We start from the raw sequence: 23789 nt of genomic DNA on the forward strand, positions 1-23789 counted from the left end.
ATTGCATGGGCAACAAAAGAATCTATGAATTAGCAAAAGAACTCAAAAAATCTAGTAAAGACGTCGTGGAAAAAGCACAACAACTTGGCATCGATGTGAAAAACCATATGGGTGCGATTACTAGCAGTGATGAGAAGAAATTGCAACAAGCGTTCAAAAACCCAAGCACGAAACAACAAGCTGCACAACAAGCAAGCAGAAAACCAGCCAATCAACAGCCGAACGATCAACGTAAAAAAGAAACAACGAACAATCAACAAAAAAATAAAAATAACCGCAGTTATCAAGATCGCGGTCAAGGGAGCGGTCAAGTGAATCAAGGAAAAAAACCAACAACAAACCAAAATAATACGGGAAATACCAGCAGCCAAAATCGTCAAGGAACGAGCCAAGGCGGCAATCAAAACCGTACTAACAATAACAACAAACCAAACAATAACAATCGCGGCAAATTTAATAATAATAACCGTAATCGTTATAATAAAAAAGGTAAAAAAGGCAAACAGCAACAATCAACTAAACCAGCTGTACCACCACGCAAATTCCGTGAATTGCCAGATGTATTAGAGTATACTGAAGGTATGAACGTAGCAGATATTGCGAAAAAAATTCATCGTGAGCCAGCAGAAATCATTAAAAAATTATTTATGCTTGGTGTTATGGTCAATCAAAACCAAGCACTGGATAAAGATACGATTGAACTGTTAGCGACGGATTATGGCATGGAACCACAAGAAAAAGTCCAAGTTGACATTGCTGATATCGATAAATTCTTCGAGGCAGAAGAAGTCGATCCAGATAAATTAGTCTCACGTCCGCCAGTAGTAACGATTATGGGACACGTAGACCACGGGAAAACAACCTTATTGGATACATTGCGCCATTCACGTGTAACAAGCGGCGAAGCCGGCGGAATCACACAGCATATCGGTGCCTACCAGATCGATATTGATGGTAAACCAATCACTTTCTTGGATACACCAGGACATGCGGCCTTTACAAGTATGCGTGCACGTGGAGCAAGTATCACAGATATCACGATCTTAGTTGTTGCTGCAGATGATGGCGTCATGCCACAAACAGTTGAAGCAATCAACCATGCCAAAGCTGCAGGCGTTCCAATCATCGTCGCTGTAAATAAAATTGATAAACCAGGTGCAAATCCTCAGCATGTTATGCAAGAATTAAGTGAGTATGAGTTAATTCCTGAAGCATGGGGTGGAGAAACGATTTTTGTTGAGATCTCAGCGAAATTCGGCCAAAACATCGAAGAATTGCTGGAAATGATCCTGTTAGTCGCAGAAGTAGAAGATTTAAAAGCAGATCCAACACAACGCGCAATCGGAACAGTGATCGAAGCACGTCTTGATAAAGGTAAAGGTCCTGTGTCAACCTTACTTGTCCAAGAAGGAACACTTCACGTTGGTGACCCAATCGTTGTCGGTAATACTTACGGACGTGTCCGTGTAATGACAAACGATCTTGGCCGTCGCGATAAAGAAGCAGGACCTGCAACGCCAGTAGAAATCACTGGCTTGAATGATGTACCTCAAGCAGGTGACCGTTTCGTAGTCTTCGAAGACGAAAAGACAGCACGTGCAGCGGGTGAAGAACGCGCAAAACGTGCATTATTGGAAAACCGTGCTGCCACAAGCCGTGTGACTTTGGACAACTTATTTGAAAGCCTGAAAGAAGGCGAATTGAAAGAAGTTAACGTAATCATCAAAGCAGATGTACAAGGTTCAGCAGAAGCACTGGCTGCATCATTGAAGAAGATTGATGTGGAAGGTGTCCGTGTAAAAATCGTCCATTCAGCTGTCGGAGCAATCAATGAAAGTGATGTAACCTTAGCAGCAGCCAGCAACGCTATTATCATCGGTTTCAACGTTCGTCCTACACCGCAGGCAAAAGTGCAAGCTGATACTGAAGAAGTCGATATTCGTCTTCACCGTATCATCTATAAAGCCATCGAAGAAATCGAAACTGCGATGAAAGGGATGCTAGACCCTGAATTTGAAGAAAAAATCACTGGTCAAATGATCGTTCGTGAAACCTTCAAAGTTTCTAAAGTTGGTACGATTGCAGGTGCCTATGTAACAGAAGGATATATTCGTAGAGATAGCGGTGTCCGTGTAATCCGTGACGGAATCGTAATCTATGAAGGACAACTTGCAAGTCTGAAACGATTCAAAGATGACGTGAAAGAAGTCAAAATGGGTTATGAATGTGGTGCAATGATTGAAAAATTCAATGACATCAAAGTAGATGACGTAATTGAAGGATTTATCATGGAAGAAGTCAAAAATGACTAAAAACTGATAAAAGGAGGCCAATCATTATGGCTAACTACCGTGATCGCCGAGTCGGTCAAGAAATCTTAAAAGAAGTCAATGATATTTTGCGCAAAAAGGTCCGTGATCCTCGTGTGGAGAACGTAACGATCACAGATGTGAAAGTTACGGGGGACTTACAGCAAGCAACGATCTATTACAGCATTTTATCTGACTTAGCATCAGATAAGAAAAAAGCACAAGATGGATTGAATAAAGCATCAGGATTGATTCGTCGAGAATTAGGGCACAATCTAAGTATTTATAAGACACCTGAATTGTTCTTTGAACTTGATGAATCAGTTGTCTATGGCAACCATATCGATGAATTGCTTCGCGACTTGAACAAAGACTAATCAAAAAATCCCGCAAATCCTGTGAAATCAGGGGTTGCGGGATTTTTTTGGGCTCTTTGTCAAATGATGTTGGTAAAGAGAAATCTTAGAATAATTGGAGATCAAGTGGATCAGTTCCTCTTGATCTTTTTTAGTTGAAAATCAATGCGTTGCCATGACGAATCATGATGCGCAATTTGAAATTATAAAAGCTACGAAAGCCATATGCATTTCGTTTTAACACTTTGATATGGTTGTTCAGACATTCAAGTGGGCCATTTGAATAACTTTGTTGTAAAGCATTTTTGATTTGTGGCAGAAATTTCTGGAACGTTCTCAAGGTCGTCTGATAGCCTTCGGGAAGCATGATATTATTGGTAAGTAGTTCTTCAAACGATACGTAGTCTCGTTCCTTTACAGCGTAAAGAAAGTCTTGATATAACTGATAGCCTACACGCAAAGCAGGGCTCCCTTTCAGTAAGCGATCCACAATATCGGTCTCTGTTAAATGAGCTTTGAAGCCAGGTCGCCAAAGGCGTCGAGTATAATCAAGCTTGCGTTCATCTTTTTGAAGAAGTTTCCAGTATCTTTTTAATTGCTTACCTAATTGATAGTGTTTTTGTTCTTTGCTTTTTAATAGTTGGTTCGTTTCTTTGATTCGATGATTGCGAAAGGTACGACCAATATGTTGGACGATGTGAAACCGGTCAATAATCAGCTGTGCTTTTGGAAACAGCTTTTTAACGAGCGATACATAAGGAGCGTACATATCAATCACGATCCATTCGACCGCTTCACGAATTTCTCGTGAAAAATGACTAAAATAACGTTTTAAAAAGGCAGTTGTCGGTTCTCGACAATGTCCAATAAGCGCTGTGTTTGTCCATCCATCATGATGAAACTCATAGCACCTGAAACACCCCGAACTGATTTGAATTCATCAAAACAAAGTACCTTAGGTAACGGTGTCCGAAAAGGATTCAACGGACGATAAAATCGCTTCATAATACGGTAAACAGAAGAGACCGATAGATTTTTCTGAGCGGCGATCTCTGTCATTGAGGTATTTTTTTCAGACGAGTCACGACAGACCAGCGGACTTTCTCACTGATGAAACAATGTTTTTTCGCAACAGAAGTATCTGCGACAAAGGTCCGCTGACAAGCTTTGCATTTGAAGCGTTGCTTTTTCAATTCGAGGTAGGTACGGTATTCAGAAACATCGTTCATTAACAACCGGACGGTTGTTGTACCCCAACGCACAATATCTGAAGCAATCTGGTGTTTACAGTGGATGCATTCTTGGGCTGTATAAATCAAGTTTCCACGATAAATATGACAGATTTGCCCTTTGTATTTTTCTTTTGTGAGACAATTTTCGTTAAAAGTAACTGATAAGTCTAGAATATCTAATGTTTCTTTGATAAGGTGAGTGTAAGACATCTTGATTCCTCCTTTTGGGTTGGTTCGCCAAATTAATTCTAAAGGATTTCAAGGTGTCTTTTCTATATGTTTTGGAAAATAAAAAAGATGCTGGTGTCATCCACCAACATCAAAAAGTATAGAGCCTTTTTTTGTTTTCATTAAGACGTATTACCTAAGAGTTCCATGACTTTAGTCTGGTAGCGTGTCAGCTAACCAAAAAAGAGAAAAAGAAAAGTAAAAAATTCGACTTTCTTTTTTCTAGTAGTATATAAATTTTTGCATATAGATAAAGATCAAGATACCGATAACGGAAGCTAGATTGTAATCTATTTTAGTGACAGTCAGGTATAGCCAAGTAACTAGAAGATCAGTGGAACCTGCACCATAAAAGTTTGAGTTTGTCGGTCCGTTGACAGTTAAAAGAAAAATCACGTTGAAGTTATTGATATTTCCGATTACGCCGCTTCGATTTCGTCACGATCCAAATTTTGGATAATCCCTGTAGAAATTAGCATAGTAGCTGGGATACCAATTCACATATTGACAAAGATAACAGAGACTTTTACATAAAACGGATCAATCAGGAAAGGAATTGCTCGATCCAGCCCCAGTTTTCCAACAATGTGTTAACTGGCCTAGCGTCATTCAGCAAATTATGCATGATGAGGAGCGAAATGAACTGCGGAACAGCCATTGTGATAACGACAAGTTTTTTGGATCAATGTAAAAAACGTCAGCGAAAGGAAAAATTTCGTGGTTTTTTATACCTGTTCATTTGGCTAGATATAAAATCCAAACAAATGAACAGAAGTGCTTATTAGGTTTCAATTGGGAGTATCTGCGCTAGAATAAGAGTAATAATGAAAAGGAGTGTTATGTATGGATTATTCTAGTAAAGAATACTTTGATAAAATGACGGCTTGGTGGCGTGCTGCTAATTATCTTTCTGTTGGGCAACTTTATCTTAAAGATAACCCCTTACTGAGACGTACACTGAAACCAGAAGATGTCAAAAAACATCCAATCGGTCATTGGGGAACGATTCCTGGCCAAAATTTTATTTATGTCCATTTGAACCGAGTCATCAATAAATATGATTTGAACATGTTTTATATCGAAGGGCCAGGACACGGTGGACAAGTCATGGTATCGAATGCTTATTTAGATGGAAGTTACACAGAGATCTATCCAGAAGTAACGGAAGATGAGACAGGAATGCAAAAATTATTCAAGCGATTTTCATTTCCTGGAGGCATTGCTTCTCATGCAGCACCAGAAACACCAGGTTCTATCCATGAAGGCGGAGAGCTTGGATACTCTCTTTCACATGCAGTCGGAGCTGTATTAGACAATCCTGAAGTAATCTCTGCTGTCGTGATTGGTGATGGTGAAGCAGAAACCGGTCCTTTAGCTGGAAGCTGGTTCTCAAATGTCTTTATCAATCCAGTGATAGATGGAGCTGTTTTACCGATCCTTCATTTAAATGGTGCAAAAATAGCCAACCCAACGATCTTGGCACGTAAATCAGATGGAGAATTAGCAAATTACTTTAACGGACTTGGCTGGGAACCTTTCTTTATTGAAGGAAATGATCCAGAAAAATTAAATCCTATTATGGCTGAAAAAATGGATCAAGCAATCGAGAAAATCAAATCCATCCAAAAAGAAGCTCGCCTGAAGACAGCAACAGATGTCGTGATGCCAAAATGGCCAGTATTGATCGTACGCACACCAAAAGGATGGACCGGTCCAAAAGAATGGGACGGGGAACCAATTGAAGGAACCTTCCGAGCACACCAAGTACCGATTCCTGTAGATCAAGAACATATGGATCATGCAGATGCTTTACTCCGTTGGCTGAAATCCTATGAACCAGAAAAATTATTTGATGCACAAGGACGTATTTTAGAAGAAATCAGAGAAATCGCGCCTACTGGTGACCAAAGAATGGCAAAAAATCCTATCACCAATGGTGGAATCGATCCAAAACCGCTTATTATGCCAGATTGGAAAAAATATACTTTGCAATTTGAAAAACCAGGCTCCATTAAAGCAGAAGATATGACCGAACTTGGTAAATTCGTTCGCGAGATCATTGAGAAAAATCCAGAAAATTTTCGTATATTTGGACCAGATGAAACAAAATCAAACCGATTGAATCAAGTTTTCAAAACGACAAATCGCCAATGGATGGAAAAAATCGAACCAGAAAATGATGAATGGCTTTCGCCATCTGGTCGCGTCATCGACAGTCAATTATCGGAACACCAAGATGAAGGGTTCTTAGAAGGGTACGTTCTGACTGGACGGCATGGTTTTTTTGCAAGTTACGAATCATTCTTGCGAGTGGTTGATTCTATGTTGACTCAGCACTTCAAATGGATGCGGAAATCACATGACCTTTCTTGGCGAAATGATTATCCTTCGCTAAATCTCATTGCAAGCTCAACAGTCTTCCAGCAAGATCACAATGGATATAGCCACCAAGATCCAGGAATATTGACACATTTGGCAGAAAAGAAGGCGGAGTTCATCCGTGAATATCTGCCTGCGGATGCAAATACATTGCTCGCAGTCATGGATAAAGCATTCCGCTCGTCAGAAAAAATCAATTTGATCATCTCTTCCAAACATCCGCGTGCTCAATTTTACTCAGCAGAAGAAGCAGCCGTCTTAGTGAATGAAGGCTTGAAAATCATTGATTGGGCTTCGACAGCAAAAGAGGAGGAACCTGAATTGGTCATTGCTGCTGCAGGAACGGAATCTAACTTAGAAGCATTAGCAGCTGCAACTTTGCTGCTGGAAGAATTCCCAAAACTAAAAATTCGGTTCATTAATGTCGTAGATTTATTGAAATTACGTCATCCAAGTCAAGATCCGCGTGGGTTGAGCGATGAAGAATTTGATCAATATTTTACAAAAGACAAACCGATCTTATTTGCTTTCCACGGTTATGAAACATTGGTCCGCACGATTTTCTTTGATCGTCATAACCATCATTTAATGATTCATGGCTACAAAGAAAATGGAGATATCACGACACCATTTGACATGCGTGTAGTAAATGAACTTGATCGTTATCATTTGGCAAAAGACGCAGCTTTAAAAATCAAAGGAAGTCAAGCAGAAGATTTTGCGGAAAAAATGGATCAGAAATTACAAGAACATCAAAACTATATTCGTGAAAATGGTATTGATCTGCCAGAAGTATTGGATTGGAAATGGAAAAATCTTGATCAATAAAATGATAAAATCGATCCCGCAAAACAGAATTTTTTACATTGATTAAGAAACTGAAAAAATAAATAAAAAAAACGGAAAAAAGACTGGAAGAATGGACAGTCTTTTTTTTCGTTTTTGGGAAGTGAAAACCAAACTATTTACCTGTAAGCCACCCATAAATCCAATCAAATGGTGCAAAGAAAAAATCTTCCATTCTATTCCCTCCTTTAAAAAAACATAACATGATTTCTATTTACGTGAGCATGAATTTTGTTACGTTTTTATTGCCGAAAAATAAAAACCGTTCATTATGATGTCAAATTCGTCAGTAATTGATGCAATGTGTTATAATAATTCAGTTAAATCAAAAATGAAATGGAGAAAAGACATGGACGGGTTATTACCTTTATGGAAAGAACGCGGAATGACAAGTCATGATTGCGTATTCAAATTAAGAAAAATCTTACATACGAAAAAAATCGGACATGGGGGTACGCTTGACCCAGACGTAGACGGTGTGTTGCCTATTTGTATTGGAAAAGCCACAAAAGTTATCGAATATTTGACAGATTCTGGGAAAATCTATGTAGGCGAGATAACTCTAGGTTTCAGTACAACGACGGAAGATCGATCCGGAGAACGGGTAGAAACAAAACCAGTAGATATGTCTTTATCTGAAGAAAAAATAGATGAAGTGATGGCTTCATTTATTGGTGAGATCACCCAGATACCACCAATGTACTCAGCGGTAAAAGTCAACGGTAAGCGGTTATATGAATATGCCCGCAATAATGAAACAGTGGAGCGTCCTGTTAGAAAGGCTCAGATTTACCGTTTTATCCGGACAAGTGAATTGACAAGAGACGAAGTGACAGGAACCATTTCTTGGCGCTTCGAAGTAGAATGCGGGAAAGGAACCTATGTCCGCACATTAGCTGTAGATACAGGCAAGAAACTTGGTTACCCTGCGCACATGTCTGATCTGACCCGAACAGCAAGTGCCGGTATGTCCCAGAAAGATGCTCTGACATTAGAAGAAGTAGCTCAAGCTGTGAAAAATGGGACAATCGATGATTGTTTGCTGCCAATAGAAAAAGGAGTGAAACGATTCAAACGAGTAGATATTACTGATGAAGTATGGCAGAAAGTAAAAAACGGTATGAGACTTGATTATACTGTATTTGCGCTCCCAGAAATGCCGTCAGAAGAAATTGCTTTGTTTTATAAAGGCAAAGTTGTCAGTATCTATCAGCCAAACCCGAAAGAAAAAAACAAATTAAAACCTAGTAAAGTATTGAGAAATGAGGAATAACGAATGAATATCATCAAGATCAGACATCCTTACCAATCAGAACAAATTCCAGAAGACGATGTCGTTTTAGTACTGGGATTTTTTGACGGCGTGCATATTGGACACCAGAAAGTCATAAAGACAGGTATGGAAATTGCACAAAAAGAAGGATTGAAATTAGCATTGATGACTTTCAATCAGCATCCATCGATTGTCTTTAAAAAGATCGATCCTAGCAGCGTGAAATATTTGACTAGCCTTAAGCAAAAAGAAGAAAAAATGGCCGCTTTGGGTATAGATTATTTATATGAAGTTGATTTTACTTCTTCTTTTGCTCATTTAGCACCGCAGGAATTTGTTGATCAATACATCGTAGGGTTACATGCAAAATATGCTGTTTCCGGTTTTGATTATACGTATGGACCAAAAGACATTGCAGATGTCGCTCATTTTCCTGAATATGCCAAAGGAAGATTCAAAATCGTCACAGTTTCTAAAGAAGAAGAACAAGGTGAAAAAATCAGCTCTACCCGTATTCGAGGATTACTAGACAGCGGACAAGTAAAAGAAGCAGCAAAACTATTAGGTTGCACATATGAGGTAGAAGGGGTAGTTGTCCATGGCGATGCACGAGGCAGACTACTAGGATTCCCTACAGCAAATGTCAAAGTAAAGAGCACAGTTCATTTGCCTAAAGAAGGTGTTTATGTATCGGAAATAAAAATTGGGGAAACTTGGTATCCAGCCATGGGTTCAATTGGACATAATGATACATTCGGTGAAGGACGGGAGCTGACTGTAGAATTGTATATTTTGGACTTTAATCAAGATATCTATGGTGAACATGTCGCAGTACGCTGGAATCAATTTTTAAGAGATCAAGTGAAATTTTCTAGTGTAGAGGAATTGATTGAACAACTCAAAGAGGATGAACAAGCAACAGCTGAATATTTTTCTCAGCAATAAAACATTATGCATAAAATCTCTTGTTTACCCGTGGTGCTAGTTAATTTTAATATCCTAAAGAATATCTCAAAGTTCCTTCAAAACGTCGTTGTGCTCGACTTAATAGAACACTGTAAGCCAGTAATATGCTTTCAAATCTACTCTCTAGCCCTTTAACAGAACGTGAGTTGAAATTTTGACAACCTAATTTTTCTAAGGAAGAAAAAACAGTCTCAACTGTTTTTCTTTGTTTTCCAAGTAAGCTGTGGTCTAGTTTTTCTGATTTATCCATGTTTTTACGTGGCGGAACGGATATAGTAATGCCCTTAAGGGCAAGCTTTTCATGGATTTTATGGCTAATATATCCTTTGTCCCCTAGGATATTGGGAAGATTCGCTTCTTCCGATAAAGTCTCTAACACTTTCACGTCATGGACACCTGGATTCGTGATTGAGTAAGTAATCGGAAAGCCAGTCTTAGTAACGATCATATGAATTTTAAGACCATAAAAATAAGATTTTTTTGTTGAGTTATAGCCAACTTTGGCTATTTGATTCAATAGTTTTGCTTGTCTATTTCTAACTGGTTTACATAATGGACTAGGAAAACTATCTATAATTCCGACTAGTTCACCTTTGGTGAGCTTCTTGATGAAAAAGTATCGAATAATCTTGATAGTGTAAGCTAAGTTTGAACTTAAGCGAGTGAATCGACTCCTACTAGGAAAGTCACCATTAGGAAATAAGACGGAACAAACCGCTCTATACGTGGCTCTTTGGCTAGTATAGCCATTAATTATGCCCCATATAACACAAGCAATAATCACTGTTTCGCGTTGCTTCAGTTGATCAGTATTTCTTCGGTTTTTAATCTTATCTGGTACACAATTGTGGTATATGTTAGAAACAGTTCTCATAATTTCCTTGAATGTTATAAAAGTATCTGTATAATGTTCAGTATATTTTGATGAACGCATATGTAGTCCTCATTTCTTGGGAGTTTTGAGACTACTATATGCGTTTTTTTGTTGATTTACCAACATGTTTAGACATTTTCCTCTAGGAAAAAATTAACTAGCACCACGGGTTCTTGTTTATGTATAACTAGCAATTTCAATAAAATGGGTGATAAATAAGCCCAGGAAAGGGGCTGTGACAAAAGTCTTGTCACAGCCTTTTTTTCCAAATAAATGGTTTTTCAGAAGTAGCTTCTTCGGAAATAAGCCAAAATTTCACAAAAATTTGAGAAGTAATTTTTGTAAATTACTTCTTATTTCTTGAAGCTGGCCACTTCTGTCACAACCTCTTTCTTTATAGAAATAAAAGGACACTAGCAATTCATGAAAACGATTGCTAGAGCGTATCATTTGCTTTAGACTATATACCTTGGTGTACACTCACTTTAAGACGGAAATAAAAGTTATCCGTAATAACAGGTTTAGGTATGAAAAAGGAGTGGGTACTATGTATAAGGAATTAGAAAACAAAGTCGCAGTAGTAACTGGTGGCTCAAAGGGGATTGGAACAGCGATTGCTCAACGATTCGGGAAAGAAAAAATGAATGTAGTTGTCAACTATAACTCGGATAAAGAAGGAGCAGAAAAAGCAGTCAAAGCAATCGAAGAGGCAGGCGGAAAAGCAGTCTCTGTACAAGCAGATGTCAGTTCTGAAGAAGGAATACAGCGTTTACTTGATACGGCTTTAGAAAATTTTGGGACACTGGACGTTTGGATTAATAATGCTGGGATGGAAAATCAGCATCCAACCCATGAACTTAGCCTTGAAGATTGGGAAAGAGTATTAAAAGTCAATTTGACTGGCGTTTTTATCGGAACGAAAGCGGCTTTAAATTACTTTACAGAGAATGATAAAAAAGGAAATATCATCAATATGTCTTCTGTTCATGAACAAATCCCATGGCCAACGTTTGCTCATTACGCTGCTTCAAAAGGCGGAGTAAAACTATTCACCGAAACGGTAGCAATGGAGTACGCACCAAAGGGAATCAGAATCAATAGTATAGGACCTGGTGCTATCCGTACACCTATTAATGCGGCAAAATTTGATGATCCTGAACAAAAAGAACTCTTGGAAAGTATGATCCCACTAGGACGCGTAGGTGAACCAAAAGAAATAGCGGCGACAGCTGCATGGTTGGCTTCAGACGAATCCAGTTATGTTACAGGTATTACACTATTTGCAGATGGTGGGATGACTTTATATCCTTCTTTCCAAGGTGGAAAAGGATAAGAGTGAATAAAAATGGGTTTATTGATTGCATTGATCCCGGCAGTTGGGTGGGGGATCCAGCCACTGATTTTGAAAAAGATTGGTGGCAGACCAACAAATGAGATATTAGGAACTGGTATTGGAGCCGTGCTCGTTGGCTTACTTGTTCAATTATTCGCTTCTCCAGCTGGTATTTCAGTGACTACATTTTTGATTAGTTTACTTTCTGGTGCATTCTGGGTCATCGGACAAACAGGACAGTATACATCTTTCAACTTGATTGGTGTTTCTAAAACGATGCCAATTTCGACTGCATTACAGTTAGTCGGAACCTCATTGATTGGTGTCTTCGCTTTTGGAGAATGGTCTGGAAGTATGGGAAAAATCATTGGTGCAGCAGCAATCATTCTTCTTGTATTTGGTTCTGCTTTAACGGCAATCAGTGATGATCCTGGAAAAAAAGGCGGTATCACAAAAGGAATCAGTCTATTAGTATCAACAAGTATTGGTTATTGGGTTTACAGTGCATTGCCCAAACTAGTTGATGCAAGCGGACTTTCCATTTTCTTTCCGCAAATGATCGGTGTCTTTTTAGGGGCAGTGATTTATGTGATTTTCCGAAAACCAACCGCATTTTCTGAAGACAAGAGTTGGAAAGCAACAATAGTTGGAGCCATCTTCAGTGTGTCAGCATTGGCTTATATTTTTTCAGCAAATGAAAATGGGGTTGCTACTGCATATATCATTACACAGCTAAACGTAGTTATCTCTACATTAGGCGGTATGTACATCCTGCATGAAAATAAGACACCAAAAGAAAAAAAATTAACGATTATCGGATTATTGCTGATCGTAGTAGGAAGCATGGTCACGGTCTTTATTTGAGGATAAAGATGGTAAAATCTCATTTATTAAAAAAATATTTGTTTGAACCATACAGTAAGTACTTATAAAAAAATAGCGCTAGAATTTCCAACATCTCTGGAATTTCTAGCGCTTTTTAATTGTTTAAGATACAAGTGAAATATCTGTCTGCATCAATAATTTTTCATTGATCCATTGACTAAAGTTTACGACATAATTGAAGTTACCACCGATTAGTATCTCCGCATGATTGTCTTTATAAAGATCGTATTGTAAAAGACGGTCTTTTTTATTTGCGTAAACATCGTTATGGTACTGGACTAATTGTTCTCGGAATTGATTGATTGCTGTAAAATCACGATACTGAAGGTTGAAACGCATCGTGATTGGTGCATTTAGCATGAATCGCTGCATTTCTTTTGCTGCTTCCTCTGCTTGATCTCCGTATAGGAACTCAAAAAGATTACGTTCAGAAAATTTCCATTGTCCGCCAACCTTTGTTCCTTTTAGTTTTCCTTCATGAAGATAATTTCTGATAGAACGTGTAGTAACACCTAATTGTTCGGCTAATTCATTTACTGAGTAAAAATCTTTCAATGTTCACCCTCCTATGTGAATGGTTCTACTGACTTAGTTGATATTTGCTTAATCACGAAATGTAGAAAGAACGATTTTAATTAAGGTCATTGTAAAAATCAAGTCAGAAAATTCTAACTTTTCTTTCTCTAAAGAAATTCGTTCTCTCCTAAAGTGATATTATATTTAAATATACCTGAAAATAATGGGCAGTATTATGAAAGATCACTGATATTTTCTCGTATTTTTTCCTTATTCAAAAGTTTTGCAGGAAAATTGCTGAAAAAATAATTTTACTAAGTGGAAAATTCAAAGCCATTCAATCAGTGATTTTTTTCAGCACAAGAAAGACTCCTTATAAAAATAGCAGATACTTTGTCAATTAAGTGTTTAACCAGGGATGATAAAAAGGACAGGATTGAACAAAACCTGTATAAGCTGATGAATAGTTTCCTCGCCAGTAAAAGGTTTATTCGTATAAAGCTTTATCGCCAAAATTTATCATGACCTTTTTTATCTTCAATATTAAATGAAATCAATTGTTCAATCAATTCCCAGTTGATTACACTTTTCCAAGGAACTTTGATGACGTTATCCGTATATACGTAGCCTGCTTCTTGGATATTTTTTTCAAGGGCACGAATCGCTGCTTTTTCCGGTGCGATAGAAAAATGATTTTTAGCAAAACTAAATGCAATAATAAAGGTACCATGGTCAGTAAACATAGGTTGGTTCCATTTTACAGTTGTGTCTAGCTGGGGATACGTTTCTGTTATCTTAGCAAAAAGGTCTTTGATCTTTTGTTGATGTTCTTTTTCTTTGATCTGATTGATGATCGGCTGAAATTTTTCCATTCTAAAACGCCTCCATTAAGTGGTTTGATTTATTTTACCAGAAAAACAATAGTTATGTATAAAAAACGAACAAAACACAAGTAATGTTGTAACCGCTATATTTATATGATAAGATGTCTCAAATAATAAAATAGAAAAGAGACATAAAAATGATTGACTTGGCAAAGAAATTCTTACACGAAAATATATATTTTGAGTTGTATCATCATCGAGCCATTTATACAAATGAAGATGCTTTGGTAATAAAGAAAGAACAAGGATTTACAGGTACAGAGACCAAAAGCTTATTCTTAAAAGATAAAAAAGATAATAACTACGTATATCTGACTTTTACTACGAAACAAACGGATTTCAAAACATTAGGGAAGATCGTCGGTAAAAGGCTTTCTATTGTTTCATCAGAACGCATGGAAGAACAAACGGGACAAAAGCAGGGCGCTGTTTCTCCGTTTGGTTATGAAAAACAGATTCCGATTATTATTGATGAAGAGCTCTTATCAAATGAAAAACTTGTTTTTGCACCAGGTAGACCAGATCAAACGATGGTCATCCAAACGGTTGACTTAAACAAAATCATCCAGCTACTTGAGATGCCGATATTTTTGATGCCGGCAAACGAAAAAAACAATTAACCAAGTAAAATAGTGCATACTTGGAGGTGAAGCAACATGATAAGTTATCCATTATTAGAAAGAAATGCAACGATTGGGGTTACTGCACCATCCTCAGGCGTATCAGAGGAACACCATTCGTTACTCGAATCAGCTTTAAAGAGAATGGAAGAAAAATCTTTCCAAGTAGTTACTGGAAAGACGCTTTGGACGCAAGATAAGGAAAAATCAGGTCCAGCAAGAAAACGAGCAGATGAATTCAATCAAATGATGCAAGATGAAAATATCCAAATGATCTTTCCGCCTTGGGGAGGAGAATTATTGATTGAGATTCTCGATTTTGTCGATTTTGATGCTCTACAACCAAAATGGATAGTAGGTTATTCAGATATTAGTACGTTGCTACTTGCTGTCACATTAAAAACAGGGATAGCCACTGCACATGGAACCAACCTTATTGATTTAAGAGGAGAGTACTTGGATGAAACGACAGCAATGTGGGAAAGTGTACTGAAAACAAGAGAAGGAGAATCGATTCTACAGCAACCTTCTGAAAAGTATCAAAAAGAGTGGCCCCATGAGCATTCATCATCTTCTGTTTTCCATCTCACTGAACCAACAAATTGGCAATCAGTCAGCGGAGATGCAGTAAGGATGAAGGGACGATTATTAGGTGGCTGTATTGATACGATCAGTCATTTAATCGGTACCCCTTATGGAGATGTCCAATCTTTTAAAAGAAAGTATAATGATGGAAAGCCGATCTTGTGGTTTCTAGAAAATTGTGAGCTATCGTCAGTTGATTTAAGAAGATCACTTGTTCAGATGAAACTGGCAGGATGGTTTGATGGCAGCTCGGGGATCATGTTCGGTAGAAGTGCAGCAGAGGATTTGTTAGATTATAAAATGAAGGATGTATACGAAGATCTGTCAAAGGAATTAAAACTACCGATCTTGTATGATATTGATTGTGGTCATGTACCGCCACAACTGACATTGATCAATGGTGCCTATGCAGAAGTAGCGGTAGAAGATAGAAAAGCGACTGTTTTGCAAACGTTTATTTAAAAAATTTTTTCCTGCCTTGGAGTTTATCAAAGACCAACAAATCTAAATAGAAAAGAAAATGAAAGAAGCTGACAGTATTTTGCCAGCTTCTTTTTGTATGATCTATTAGAAATTTTAATTATCCATAACTATCACATTGATCAGCTGTTTCACATCATTTGGATTACCTGTAGGAATAGCTACTACAGATGCATTATCAATAATTTCTTGAGTTGTTTCTCTAATGAACGCTGGATAAGATGTTTGATCTGCAGGCATTTGCCAATGTGAAGGAACTGGATAACTAGTGATTGTCCCGTCATGGTTACTTGAATACACTAAAACTCCCTGGTAACTGTATTTCCCAGTGAGCATAACCACATCTTTCGGATAGACTGCACTCCCTGCATCATAAGGGGCGATAGGTGTTCCTGCAGGATAATGAATAACATGTAGTTCGAAATCACCCGATGTATCTCTAAAAGTATTACCTCTAATAGCTAGCCAAACACGTGCGTACTCAATTTGTAGATCAGAATATCCTGCTAACGGATCTATTGACTGAGAAGACTGTGAGGAAGTTGTGTCTATTGTTGAAGAAGAAATATTTGTCTCAACTGTACTACTAGATGTAGAAGAAGTATTGGGCTCTGAGACTTTACTGCTTGTTGAAGATGTATTCGTTTCAGTAGAAGCTGATTTCTGAGTACTTGATTTTTCAGCTGAACTGGTTTGTCTGATTGAACTTTTGTCTGTGGTCGCAGATGGATCACTATTTTCTTTACTAGGAGACGTACATCCTACAAGGAATAAAGAGACCAACAATAAAATAAAACCTAACTTTTTCATATAAAATACCTCATTATTTTTTTAATACCAGTATAGCATAATCCTGAATTTTTGAATCCGTAAAACCTTGTCTATGAATATAAATAGAGTGTATCTTCTTTGATAAATGTCAGAAAAAGTGTGACAAATAACCATCAGTAAAATTACTTGTCATACTATTGATAAGGAGTATTTAATTGAAGAGAATGATTAGGAGAAAGGATCTCCGTACTTTTTATAGTAATCATAGAATCCAAGTTTGTATAGACGAATCGTTTTTTCTCTTATTTCTTCTGTTTCAAAATGGACTGCTTGAAGAATCAAGTCTGTGAATTCTATAGGAGCTGTTCCATTCGCAGTAATCAAATTACGATCTTTCACAGCTTGTTGTTCTATAAAATCTTCTTTATTCTGATAATTTTCCGATTCTAACCAAGGAAATTGCGCATTTCCGGTGTGTTTGTAACCTTGCAATATTCCGCTCTGAGCTAAATAATCAACTGCCCCACAAATAGCAGCTACTGGTACGTCTGTTTTTAACAATTTATCGATTATTTGATATAAATGATGATATTTTATGTCCCATGAATTGCCACCGATCATAATAAAAAGGTCAACTTTTTCAGGTATTTGTTCGATTAAGTAATCGATTTTTGTTTTTAATCCTCCAATGGAAGTGACCTCTGATTGGATAGAAGCAGTTTTGTTTTGCCATCCCTCTTTTTGGTTTAGTGTGCTAGTAATATAAGCACCTTCCCAATCGGCATATTCCTCTAATAGAAACGTAATCGCAGTTTTCATTTTCAAGCTCTCCTTTACTATCTATGACAAGGACAACAGTTTTAACATACAGACATTCATTAAATTTGGATAGCGACAGCGAAAACAACAATTCTTAAGTTTTAGACAGAGTATACAGACAGTCAACTTAATTAAATACGAACTAAATAAAAATGACAGGTAATCATTTTTGTTTACCAGCATTATAACATTTTGCATACATGGATGACAAAAGAACCAATTCCCACTTGCTTGAGTACAATCTTAAAAGAAACTGGAAGGCAAAAAGTAATTATAGAAACGAAAAATAAATCATATCGGGCACTCAGACATGAAAACAACCCTAGAAATATATAACTAGTCCAATGAAAAAACAGCGAATGCCGTAGAAAACAAGGATTCTGCGTACATTCATATCTCATTTTGCGAGCATATCTGCTATTACTGTGACTAAATGTTAATATGGTTAAAATGACCGTTATATTTTTTATATAAATATCGTATAATTAGTATGAATATAGAAGAAGGAAAGAAGGTGCAATCTTGGAACCTAAAGACAAGTATTTAGATTACGCTAGGGTCAATAAAGATAAATTTATTGAAACAATCATCAAGGGAAAAATCCCTGATGATGAAAAAGATGCGGTATTAATGGCTGGAAGCCCAGGAGCAGGTAAAACAGAGGTTGCACTAGGTTTAGCTGAAAATTATGACAACCATGTTGTGATTGATGCGGACTATTTTAGAGCACAATTTCCAGAATACAATGGAAAGAACTCAAGTGTTTTTCAGAAAGCTTCTTCTTGGTTAGTTGAACAATCATTAAAATATGTACTGGAACATGGCTATTCTTTCATACTAGAGGATACTTTTGCTATCCTTAGTGCAGAGAAAAATATTATTCGAGCCCTTAAAAATAACTTTCGCGTTACGATTTTCTATGTTTACCAAGATCCCAAAGTTGCCTGGGATTTCACTCGAAAACGTGAACTAGCTGAAGGACGTCATGTGCCAAAAGAAATGTTTATCAATGCGTTTTTTAAGTCCAGAGAGAATATTGAAAAAGTCAAAAATAGACATCCTGAAGTAGTCCTTCACATAATGATTAAGGATTATCAAAACGACATTTCTGAAGTGCATTATGCAGCAGATAATATTCAATTAGTACTACCAATACAATATACTTCAAAAGAGTTGGAGGAGGAATTACATGACTGAGAAAGAACAAGTACAACAAATCGTGAAGAAGTATAATAAAAGTATCGCTGATTTATCAGAAAACGCCTCAGCGAAAGAATTTAAAACAGTAATGAAGTACGTAGCAGATGAAGCAAATCGTAAGCAGCGAAAACTAGTTGGGTTGGATAAATAAATTTTTTAAACCATATCCTTGTAAAGTTGAGTTTTTTATTTTAATGAATTAAGACTATTAAATAGATAATTATTGTAACTTAAAAAACACAGCTAAAAATTAGTTGTGTTTTTTATTAGGTTTACTTTTCTGGTATAAAAGGAACTAGCTACTTTTTCAAAATTTCTAAATCATTCAATATGTAGCGCTTACTAAATTATTCGCCATAAAATTTTATAATTGGATCACTCATTGTTTTACCTAAGTCATATTTAAGTAATAACCGGTGTTTTTACATAAGAAGACTTCGGGTATTTTTTAGTTTGATTAGCTCTGATATACCTATAAAGAATATGCTAAGGTAAGAATAGTAAAAATTCACATAGATGAGGTATAATAATGATATTTTTATATATTACAGATAACTTGACACAAAATGAGTTTTTTTCGATTTTTCAAGTTATCTAATGCAATTATATTGATATCATTAGGAGCTGCATTGTTATGAATCCAACATTGATTACTAAGAAAGAATTACTAAAAAAATTAGATATTTCTACTGGTGTATTAGCTAATTTAATTAGAAATGGCACGCCAAAAGAGGGAGAAATGTTTAATCTTGATAAGATTATTACATGGCGAGAAAATTGGTCTAAAAACATATTAGGTGAGTTAGAAGTTGGTAGAGTATATACTAACAAAGAAATTTCAGAGAAGTTTAAATGTTCCAAACAGGGTGGAATGAGAAGATCTCATCAAACTAATACTCTTGTACTGTTTAGTGATCAAACAGGAAGTAATGTTTATAAAGATAAGTGGTTAAATGGTATTTTACAATATACCGGTATGGGGCTAAAAGGGGATCAAGTATTGGATAAGAATCAAAATAAAGTTTTAGCCAATTCAAAAAGTAATTTTGTAAAGATTCATTTATTTGAAACATTTAAACCAAAAGAACACACATATCTGGGAGAAGTATATTTAGCAGGACAAATATATACTGTTAATGAAAAAGATAGTTCGGGCAACAGCAGAAAAGTATATAAATTTCCATTAGCTTTAATAAATCAAGAGCAATTGATTGAAGATAAAGATATATATAACCAGGAAGAAAATCAAACTAGACATATTCGTAATTTATCTGATGCTAAATTAGAGGAAGAAGCAAGAAAAGTTAGTAATTATAATATGATTTGTCAAATTAAGCTAGAATAAAATGCTTCTTGTACATAGCTCAAAAATATTTCGATTGGTGTTCTGTAATTCAATGATTTTCTTGGAATATGATTACGTTGATTGCTGACACTGGAAATAAATGTCTGATTCACTTTTCTAAAATCCATTGATTTCGGCAGTCCATTACGACGCAGAATCCCGTTAGAATTCTCGTTTAATGGGCGTTGAGAAGGTGTTCCAGGGTCCGCAAAATATATATCAATATCATGTTGGTTACTAATGGCTTTCCAGTTAGAAAATTCTTTTCCACAGTCAAACGTAATAGATTTAAAGAAGTTTTTAGGGAAGCGAGAAAACCATTGATTAAGGGCAGTTTCAATATCTAATGCCTTACGGCCGTTGGGTTTAATCGTGATAATGACTTTAGATAATCTTTCAACTAAAGTAATGACGGCACTTTTATGATGAATGCCAACGATCGTATCACCTTCAAGGTGACCAAACTCAGAATTGAAATCAGGATAATTATCAGGTCGATCATGGATTGAGCGCTGATACTGTTGTTTTCTCCGTTTTTCCTGATGGCCATTGGGTTTTCTTTTACCTTTCATCGGTAGTGTGTCAATATCAAATATTCCTTTAGAAAATAAACGATAAAGTGTTCTCATACCGCATGAAACAGGCCTTTCTTTTCGCCCGATAATGACGTCAGGCGTCCAACCAAGAGTGACTTTCTCTTTAATGTAATCTACTTCATGAGCAGGTAATTGAATGACTTTTCTACCACATTTTTTCTTATTTTCTTTATACTGGTGCCAATAATCAAGAGCAGTCTTGCCTTGCTTGAACTTATTGACTACATTATAAATAGTTTGTATAGCACGTCCCATTCGGTTAGCGATTTCAACCGGCTTATTATGTTGAAGATAATATGATTCTATCATTGTCAGTTCGTCTATGGTAAGATGTTTGTAGGTCATTTATGGTTACACTCCTTTGTTTTCTTTCGTCGGAAATACAATTTGAGTGTACCATAAATGCCTTTTTATTTTTCTAACTTAATTTTACAATTCGCGTAATAAAAAAATGGCTGCAAAATATGTTAACGAAGAGGAGTTTTGCTTCTCAAAAACAAAAATATATAAACGTAATCCCTTCGTATCTGAATATGTTAAACGACTTGCAAAAGGTATTTGTCAACTTTGCCAAGAAAAAGGGCCATTTATAAAAGACGGTGTACCTTATTTACATTGTCATCATATAGAATATTTGTCGCAAGGTGGAAAAGATGTGATTGAAAACTGTATCGCGTTATGTCCCAATTGTCATGCTAGAATTCATGAACTTGAGTTACCTGACGATAAAGAAAAATTGCTGAAGATCGTTGAAAAAAGAGAAAATAGCTTTTCTAAAATACCGTAATTTATTTTTATAGGACAAATAAGCTAATGTGAGCTATGCCTTCTATATAAGACTAAGTTCTATTATAAGTAACGAAGTAATTCTCGTTCCTTCCTGTAGTAATATTTTTTAAATAACCTATAGGCTTCTTCAAAAGTACATCCTCCAGTAAATTCTAAGTACTGGAGGATTCTTTTTCTAGTGTTGCTTTACTCATGAAAAAGTAGTTGGCTACTTCATCAAAATTTCTGAACTTTTTTAATGTATAATAAAGAGCTCGATCATTTACTACAAGGATGCTAGCTCCTACATTTTCACAGTTTTTTAGCAAGTAAATTTTTCTAAAATCACATCAGGAAATGCATGAGATTCTTTAAGAGAGGCAATTATAGGGCTATGATTACGGTTCGTGTAAGTGACGCCAAAAAAGAATGGCTTTCTTATATGGCTGAATTTTATGGGATTACTTTATCTGAACTTCTAAAAAACTATTCGATGGAACAACTAGAAGATGAATACAATCGTCAAACGGCTGAAATTGCCCATAAACATTGGATAAGAAGTGGGAAAACAACAGTATTCATGGAAGAATCCTTAATGAATTTGGTGGGCTGGAATGACCCGCCGTTTAAAATTCACGCCCGAAATTCAGAAGCAGCTCTGATTGGCAAATACGTGTATTGGTAGAGATAGAAGATAATCAATTCGTTGTTATCGCTATTCAAGTAGGGCACCGAAGAAATGTCTATGATTAAGAGACTGTTTATTTTTACAAAAAAATAATAATTGGAATCTAGTTAAAACTCTTGAAGTGAGAGATTTGACTAGATTTTTTTATGAATAAAATAAGGACAAAATTGTTTAGGAAGAATCATGAGTGTAAAAAAATCATCCAAGAAGTCGATTCTTGGATTTTTTAGTGGATTTGTTCGCCAAATACGTTTAGTATGCGTATATGAGAGGTTGTAAGCAAAGCGTTGTGGTCTGAGCACTTAAGGAGGAATCTGTGAAAATAGCTTTTCATATTTTTGCAGATTTTGACTTAATGCCGAAGGTCAGCTTTGCGATTACCGTTTATCGAGAGGCTGTAAAAGCACCGTGTAGCTCCGATGACAATAAGCAAGCATTTTTAGAGCTAGGTTTCCTTGATTCTAAATATGCGGCTTATTTCAATGAGTTGGTGCTTGAACGCGATTTTAAGAAGGTCGAAAACAGGCACGACTTTTCGACGTAAGGAGAAAGAATTTCAATGATAGAAACAATAAATCCCGCAGAAAACAAGGTTTCTGCGTACATTCATATCCCATTTTGCGAGCATATCTGCTATTACTGTGACTTTAATAAAGTTTTTTTAGAAGGGCAGCCAGTAGATGAGTATGTGGAAATGCTGCTGAATGAGATGAGATTAATGCTGGAAAGTCATCCTACAGCGAATTTGGAAACACTTTATGTAGGAGGCGGAACACCAACTTCTTTATCTGCTAAACAACTTGATCGACTATTATCAGGTGCTAGAGAGATCCTGCCTTTTCAAAATGGTAATGAGTTTACTGTAGAAGCGAATCCTGGTGATTTGACCCGTGAAAAACTTCAAGTGATGAAAAACTATGGCGTCAATCGTTTATCCATGGGAGTGCAGACATTTGACAATCGCTTATTGAAAAAAATTGGACGTAAACATACTGCAGAAGATGTGTATCAAACAATGCAATTTTTAGAAGCAGAAAATTTTACCAATGTAAGCATCGATTTGATTTATGCATTACCGGGACAAACACTAGAAGGATATCGGGATACTTTGGAAAAAGCTTTGGCTTTGGATCTGCCTCACTATTCTTTGTACTCATTGATCCTCGAAAACAAAACAATGTTCATGAACTGGGTACGACAAGGAAGACTCGAACTGCCTGATCAGGAAACGGAAACCAGAATGTTTGAAGAGACGATTGAAGCAATGGAAAAGCATGGACGTCACCAATATGAAATAAGTAACTTTGGGCTCTCCGGACATGAATCTCAACATAACCTCATGTACTGGAACAATGACCACTATTTTGGGTTTGGAGCTGGTGCTAGCGGTTATCTTGGAGATATTCGTTACCGCAACAAAGGACCAATCCAACACTATTTACGCCCATTACGAGCAAATGAACGCCCGGTATTGGAAGAAGAAAAATTGACACGAAAAAATCAAATAGAAGAAGAAATGTTCTTAGGACTAAGAAAAAAAACAGGGATTACTAAAAAACATTTCTATGATCGCTATCAAAAAACAATTGAATCGGTGTACGGTGATGTGCTAAGGGAATTAGAGCAAGAAGGGTTACTTGTTAATGAAGAAGACCGTGTTTATTTGACACCAAGAGGGACTTTTTTGGGGAACAATGTGTTTGAGCGCTTTTTATTTGAAAAATAGTTTGAAGAATATTTGTTTTTTATCGAAACTTGAAAAGAAAAAGTTTAGAAAGTTTGACAATGAGGTATTGAAGTATTGATATAACTGGATTTACATCAATTATTTAGAAT

At 36.5% G+C, this 23789-nt stretch carries 21 protein-coding genes and 4 pseudogenes; 17 read left to right on the forward strand and 8 right to left on the reverse strand.

Annotated elements, in window-relative coordinates; all coding sequences use genetic code 11:
• Positions 1-5: 5 nt before the first annotated feature.
• Both infB and rbfA read left to right on the forward strand, forming a co-directional pair.
• The gene (gene infB, locus RBL01_RS04935) at positions 6-2312 is read left to right on the forward strand and encodes a translation initiation factor IF-2 (RefSeq protein ID WP_002294141.1); all 2307 of its coding nucleotides are present in this window, start codon (positions 6-8) and stop codon (positions 2310-2312) included.
• Positions 2313-2338: 26 nt separating this feature from the next.
• Positions 2339-2686 carry a 30S ribosome-binding factor RbfA gene (gene rbfA, locus RBL01_RS04940; RefSeq protein ID WP_002294142.1) on the forward strand — a complete coding sequence of 116 codons (348 nt, stop codon included), beginning with the start codon at positions 2339-2341 and terminating at the stop codon, positions 2684-2686.
• 130 nt (positions 2687-2816) lie between these two features.
• Here the strand turns inward: rbfA and RBL01_RS04945 are convergent.
• Together RBL01_RS04945 and RBL01_RS04950 are read right to left on the reverse strand one after the other, a co-directional pair.
• Positions 2817-4107 (reverse strand): annotated as a pseudogene (locus tag RBL01_RS04945) (ISL3 family transposase).
• Between the two features lie 240 nt (positions 4108-4347).
• A pseudogene (locus RBL01_RS04950) lies at positions 4348-4804 on the reverse strand (sugar ABC transporter permease); the annotation flags it as partial.
• A gap of 164 nt (positions 4805-4968) precedes the next feature.
• On the opposite strand from RBL01_RS04950, the gene RBL01_RS04955 reads away from it, so the two are divergent.
• The 3 genes from RBL01_RS04955 (at position 4969) to ribF (ending at position 9568) form a co-directional block, all read left to right on the forward strand.
• Positions 4969-7332, forward strand: coding sequence for a phosphoketolase (locus RBL01_RS04955; protein ID WP_410779641.1), 2364 nt, complete (start codon positions 4969-4971; stop codon positions 7330-7332).
• A gap of 367 nt (positions 7333-7699) precedes the next feature.
• A complete protein-coding gene (truB, locus tag RBL01_RS04960; protein WP_002301259.1) occupies positions 7700-8623 on the forward strand; it encodes a tRNA pseudouridine(55) synthase TruB in 924 nt (307 codons plus the stop codon).
• 3 nt (positions 8624-8626) lie between these two features.
• Positions 8627-9568 carry a riboflavin biosynthesis protein RibF gene (gene ribF, locus RBL01_RS04965; RefSeq protein ID WP_002288521.1) on the forward strand — a complete coding sequence of 314 codons (942 nt, stop codon included), beginning with the start codon at positions 8627-8629 and terminating at the stop codon, positions 9566-9568.
• Positions 9569-9614: 46 nt separating this feature from the next.
• Here the strand turns inward: ribF and RBL01_RS04970 are convergent, their stop codons facing one another.
• On the reverse strand, positions 9615-10523 hold the full coding sequence (locus tag RBL01_RS04970; protein WP_410779642.1) for an IS982-like element ISEfm1 family transposase: 909 nt from the start codon (positions 10521-10523) through the stop codon (positions 9615-9617).
• Between the two features lie 487 nt (positions 10524-11010).
• Between RBL01_RS04970 and RBL01_RS04975 the strand changes: the two genes are divergently transcribed.
• On the forward strand, positions 11011-11796 hold the full coding sequence (locus tag RBL01_RS04975; RefSeq protein ID WP_002294471.1) for an SDR family oxidoreductase: 786 nt from the start codon (positions 11011-11013) through the stop codon (positions 11794-11796).
• A 12-nt stretch (positions 11797-11808) separates the two neighbouring features.
• Positions 11809-12660 (forward strand): GRP family sugar transporter, encoded by an 852-nt coding sequence (locus RBL01_RS04980; protein ID WP_038809719.1) that lies wholly within the window; start codon positions 11809-11811, stop codon positions 12658-12660.
• 123 nt (positions 12661-12783) lie between these two features.
• On the opposite strand, the gene RBL01_RS04985 is transcribed toward RBL01_RS04980, so the two are convergent.
• Positions 12784-13236 carry a helix-turn-helix domain-containing protein gene (locus tag RBL01_RS04985; protein ID WP_002300528.1) on the reverse strand — a complete coding sequence of 151 codons (453 nt, stop codon included), beginning with the start codon at positions 13234-13236 and terminating at the stop codon, positions 12784-12786.
• 464 nt (positions 13237-13700) lie between these two features.
• Positions 13701-14069, reverse strand: coding sequence for an iron chaperone (locus RBL01_RS04990; RefSeq protein WP_002294467.1), 369 nt, complete (start codon positions 14067-14069; stop codon positions 13701-13703).
• 149 nt (positions 14070-14218) lie between these two features.
• On the opposite strand from RBL01_RS04990, the gene RBL01_RS04995 reads away from it, so the two are divergent.
• Positions 14219-14701 (forward strand): YbaK/EbsC family protein, encoded by a 483-nt coding sequence (locus tag RBL01_RS04995; RefSeq protein WP_038809718.1) that lies wholly within the window; start codon positions 14219-14221, stop codon positions 14699-14701.
• 36 nt (positions 14702-14737) lie between these two features.
• A complete protein-coding gene (locus RBL01_RS05000; protein ID WP_002294465.1) occupies positions 14738-15748 on the forward strand; it encodes a S66 peptidase family protein in 1011 nt (336 codons plus the stop codon).
• Positions 15749-15862: 114 nt separating this feature from the next.
• Here RBL01_RS05000 and RBL01_RS05005 read toward each other — a convergent pair whose 3' ends face one another.
• Both RBL01_RS05005 and RBL01_RS05010 read right to left on the reverse strand, forming a co-directional pair.
• A complete protein-coding gene (locus RBL01_RS05005; RefSeq protein ID WP_002323966.1) occupies positions 15863-16576 on the reverse strand; it encodes a hypothetical protein in 714 nt (237 codons plus the stop codon).
• A gap of 189 nt (positions 16577-16765) precedes the next feature.
• Positions 16766-17356, reverse strand: a complete 591-nt coding sequence (locus tag RBL01_RS05010; RefSeq protein WP_002327826.1) for a type 1 glutamine amidotransferase family protein — start codon at positions 17354-17356, stop codon at positions 16766-16768.
• Between the two features lie 522 nt (positions 17357-17878).
• Here RBL01_RS05010 and RBL01_RS05015 point away from each other — a divergent pair.
• From RBL01_RS05015 to RBL01_RS05025, 3 genes are all read left to right on the forward strand, one after another.
• On the forward strand, positions 17879-18553 hold the full coding sequence (locus tag RBL01_RS05015) for a zeta toxin family protein (protein WP_410779643.1): 675 nt from the start codon (positions 17879-17881) through the stop codon (positions 18551-18553).
• Positions 18546-18707 carry a hypothetical protein gene (locus tag RBL01_RS05020; RefSeq protein ID WP_002294460.1) on the forward strand — a complete coding sequence of 54 codons (162 nt, stop codon included), beginning with the start codon at positions 18546-18548 and terminating at the stop codon, positions 18705-18707. Before RBL01_RS05015 ends, RBL01_RS05020 begins: the two co-directional genes overlap by 8 nt.
• A 483-nt stretch (positions 18708-19190) precedes the next feature.
• Positions 19191-19901, forward strand: coding sequence for a restriction endonuclease (locus RBL01_RS05025; RefSeq protein WP_072538891.1), 711 nt, complete (start codon positions 19191-19193; stop codon positions 19899-19901).
• Here the strand turns inward: RBL01_RS05025 and RBL01_RS05030 are convergent.
• Positions 19883-20842 (reverse strand): IS30-like element IS6770 family transposase, encoded by a 960-nt coding sequence (locus RBL01_RS05030; protein ID WP_410779644.1) that lies wholly within the window; start codon positions 20840-20842, stop codon positions 19883-19885. The two genes, RBL01_RS05025 and RBL01_RS05030, sit on opposite strands and share 19 nt — an antisense overlap.
• 97 nt (positions 20843-20939) lie before the next feature.
• On the opposite strand from RBL01_RS05030, the pseudogene RBL01_RS05035 reads away from it, so the two are divergent.
• The 5 genes and pseudogenes from RBL01_RS05035 to hemW all read left to right on the forward strand — a co-directional run.
• Positions 20940-21284: pseudogene (locus tag RBL01_RS05035) on the forward strand (HNH endonuclease); the annotation flags it as partial.
• A gap of 342 nt (positions 21285-21626) precedes the next feature.
• On the forward strand, positions 21627-21950 hold the full coding sequence (gene relB / locus RBL01_RS05040) for a type II toxin-antitoxin system RelB family antitoxin (protein WP_002327828.1): 324 nt from the start codon (positions 21627-21629) through the stop codon (positions 21948-21950).
• Positions 21938-22018, forward strand: a pseudogene (locus RBL01_RS05045) (type II toxin-antitoxin system RelE family toxin); the annotation flags it as partial. The gene relB and the pseudogene RBL01_RS05045, both read left to right, overlap by 13 nt.
• Before the next feature lie 251 nt (positions 22019-22269).
• Complete coding sequence (locus RBL01_RS05050; RefSeq protein ID WP_002300943.1) at positions 22270-22497, forward strand: adenosine deaminase; 228 nt, start codon at positions 22270-22272, stop codon at positions 22495-22497.
• A gap of 15 nt (positions 22498-22512) precedes the next feature.
• Positions 22513-23679, forward strand: a complete 1167-nt coding sequence (gene hemW, locus RBL01_RS05055; RefSeq protein WP_002300945.1) for a radical SAM family heme chaperone HemW — start codon at positions 22513-22515, stop codon at positions 23677-23679.
• Positions 23680-23789: the final 110 nt, after the last annotated feature.

The organism is Enterococcus sp. SB12, from assembly GCF_030910025.2.
Classification (GTDB): domain Bacteria; phylum Bacillota; class Bacilli; order Lactobacillales; family Enterococcaceae; genus Enterococcus_B; species Enterococcus_B faecium.

Excerpts from the sequence above, each read along its gene's own strand:
- truB (WP_002301259.1), top strand. The coding sequence starts at position 7,700 with ATGGACGGGTTATTACCTTTATGGAAAGAACGCGGAATGACAAGTCAT.
- hemW (WP_002300945.1), top strand. The coding sequence starts at position 22,513 with ATGATAGAAACAATAAATCCCGCAGAAAACAAGGTTTCTGCGTACATT.
- RBL01_RS05020 (WP_002294460.1), top strand. The coding sequence starts at position 18,546 with ATGACTGAGAAAGAACAAGTACAACAAATCGTGAAGAAGTATAATAAA.
- rbfA (WP_002294142.1), top strand. The coding sequence starts at position 2,339 with ATGGCTAACTACCGTGATCGCCGAGTCGGTCAAGAAATCTTAAAAGAA.
- RBL01_RS05025 (WP_072538891.1), top strand. The coding sequence starts at position 19,191 with ATGAATCCAACATTGATTACTAAGAAAGAATTACTAAAAAAATTAGAT.
- infB (WP_002294141.1), top strand. The coding sequence starts at position 6 with ATGGGCAACAAAAGAATCTATGAATTAGCAAAAGAACTCAAAAAATCT.
- RBL01_RS05000 (WP_002294465.1), top strand. The coding sequence starts at position 14,738 with ATGATAAGTTATCCATTATTAGAAAGAAATGCAACGATTGGGGTTACT.
- RBL01_RS05005 (WP_002323966.1), bottom strand. The coding sequence starts at position 16,576 with ATGAAAAAGTTAGGTTTTATTTTATTGTTGGTCTCTTTATTCCTTGTA.
- ribF (WP_002288521.1), top strand. The coding sequence starts at position 8,627 with ATGAATATCATCAAGATCAGACATCCTTACCAATCAGAACAAATTCCA.
- RBL01_RS05030 (WP_410779644.1), bottom strand. The coding sequence starts at position 20,842 with ATGACCTACAAACATCTTACCATAGACGAACTGACAATGATAGAATCA.
- RBL01_RS05010 (WP_002327826.1), bottom strand. The coding sequence starts at position 17,356 with ATGAAAACTGCGATTACGTTTCTATTAGAGGAATATGCCGATTGGGAA.
- RBL01_RS04970 (WP_410779642.1), bottom strand. The coding sequence starts at position 10,523 with ATGCGTTCATCAAAATATACTGAACATTATACAGATACTTTTATAACA.
- RBL01_RS04980 (WP_038809719.1), top strand. The coding sequence starts at position 11,809 with ATGGGTTTATTGATTGCATTGATCCCGGCAGTTGGGTGGGGGATCCAG.
- RBL01_RS04995 (WP_038809718.1), top strand. The coding sequence starts at position 14,219 with ATGATTGACTTGGCAAAGAAATTCTTACACGAAAATATATATTTTGAG.
- RBL01_RS04990 (WP_002294467.1), bottom strand. The coding sequence starts at position 14,069 with ATGGAAAAATTTCAGCCGATCATCAATCAGATCAAAGAAAAAGAACAT.
- RBL01_RS04975 (WP_002294471.1), top strand. The coding sequence starts at position 11,011 with ATGTATAAGGAATTAGAAAACAAAGTCGCAGTAGTAACTGGTGGCTCA.
- RBL01_RS04955 (WP_410779641.1), top strand. The coding sequence starts at position 4,969 with ATGGATTATTCTAGTAAAGAATACTTTGATAAAATGACGGCTTGGTGG.
- relB (WP_002327828.1), top strand. The coding sequence starts at position 21,627 with ATGAGATTCTTTAAGAGAGGCAATTATAGGGCTATGATTACGGTTCGT.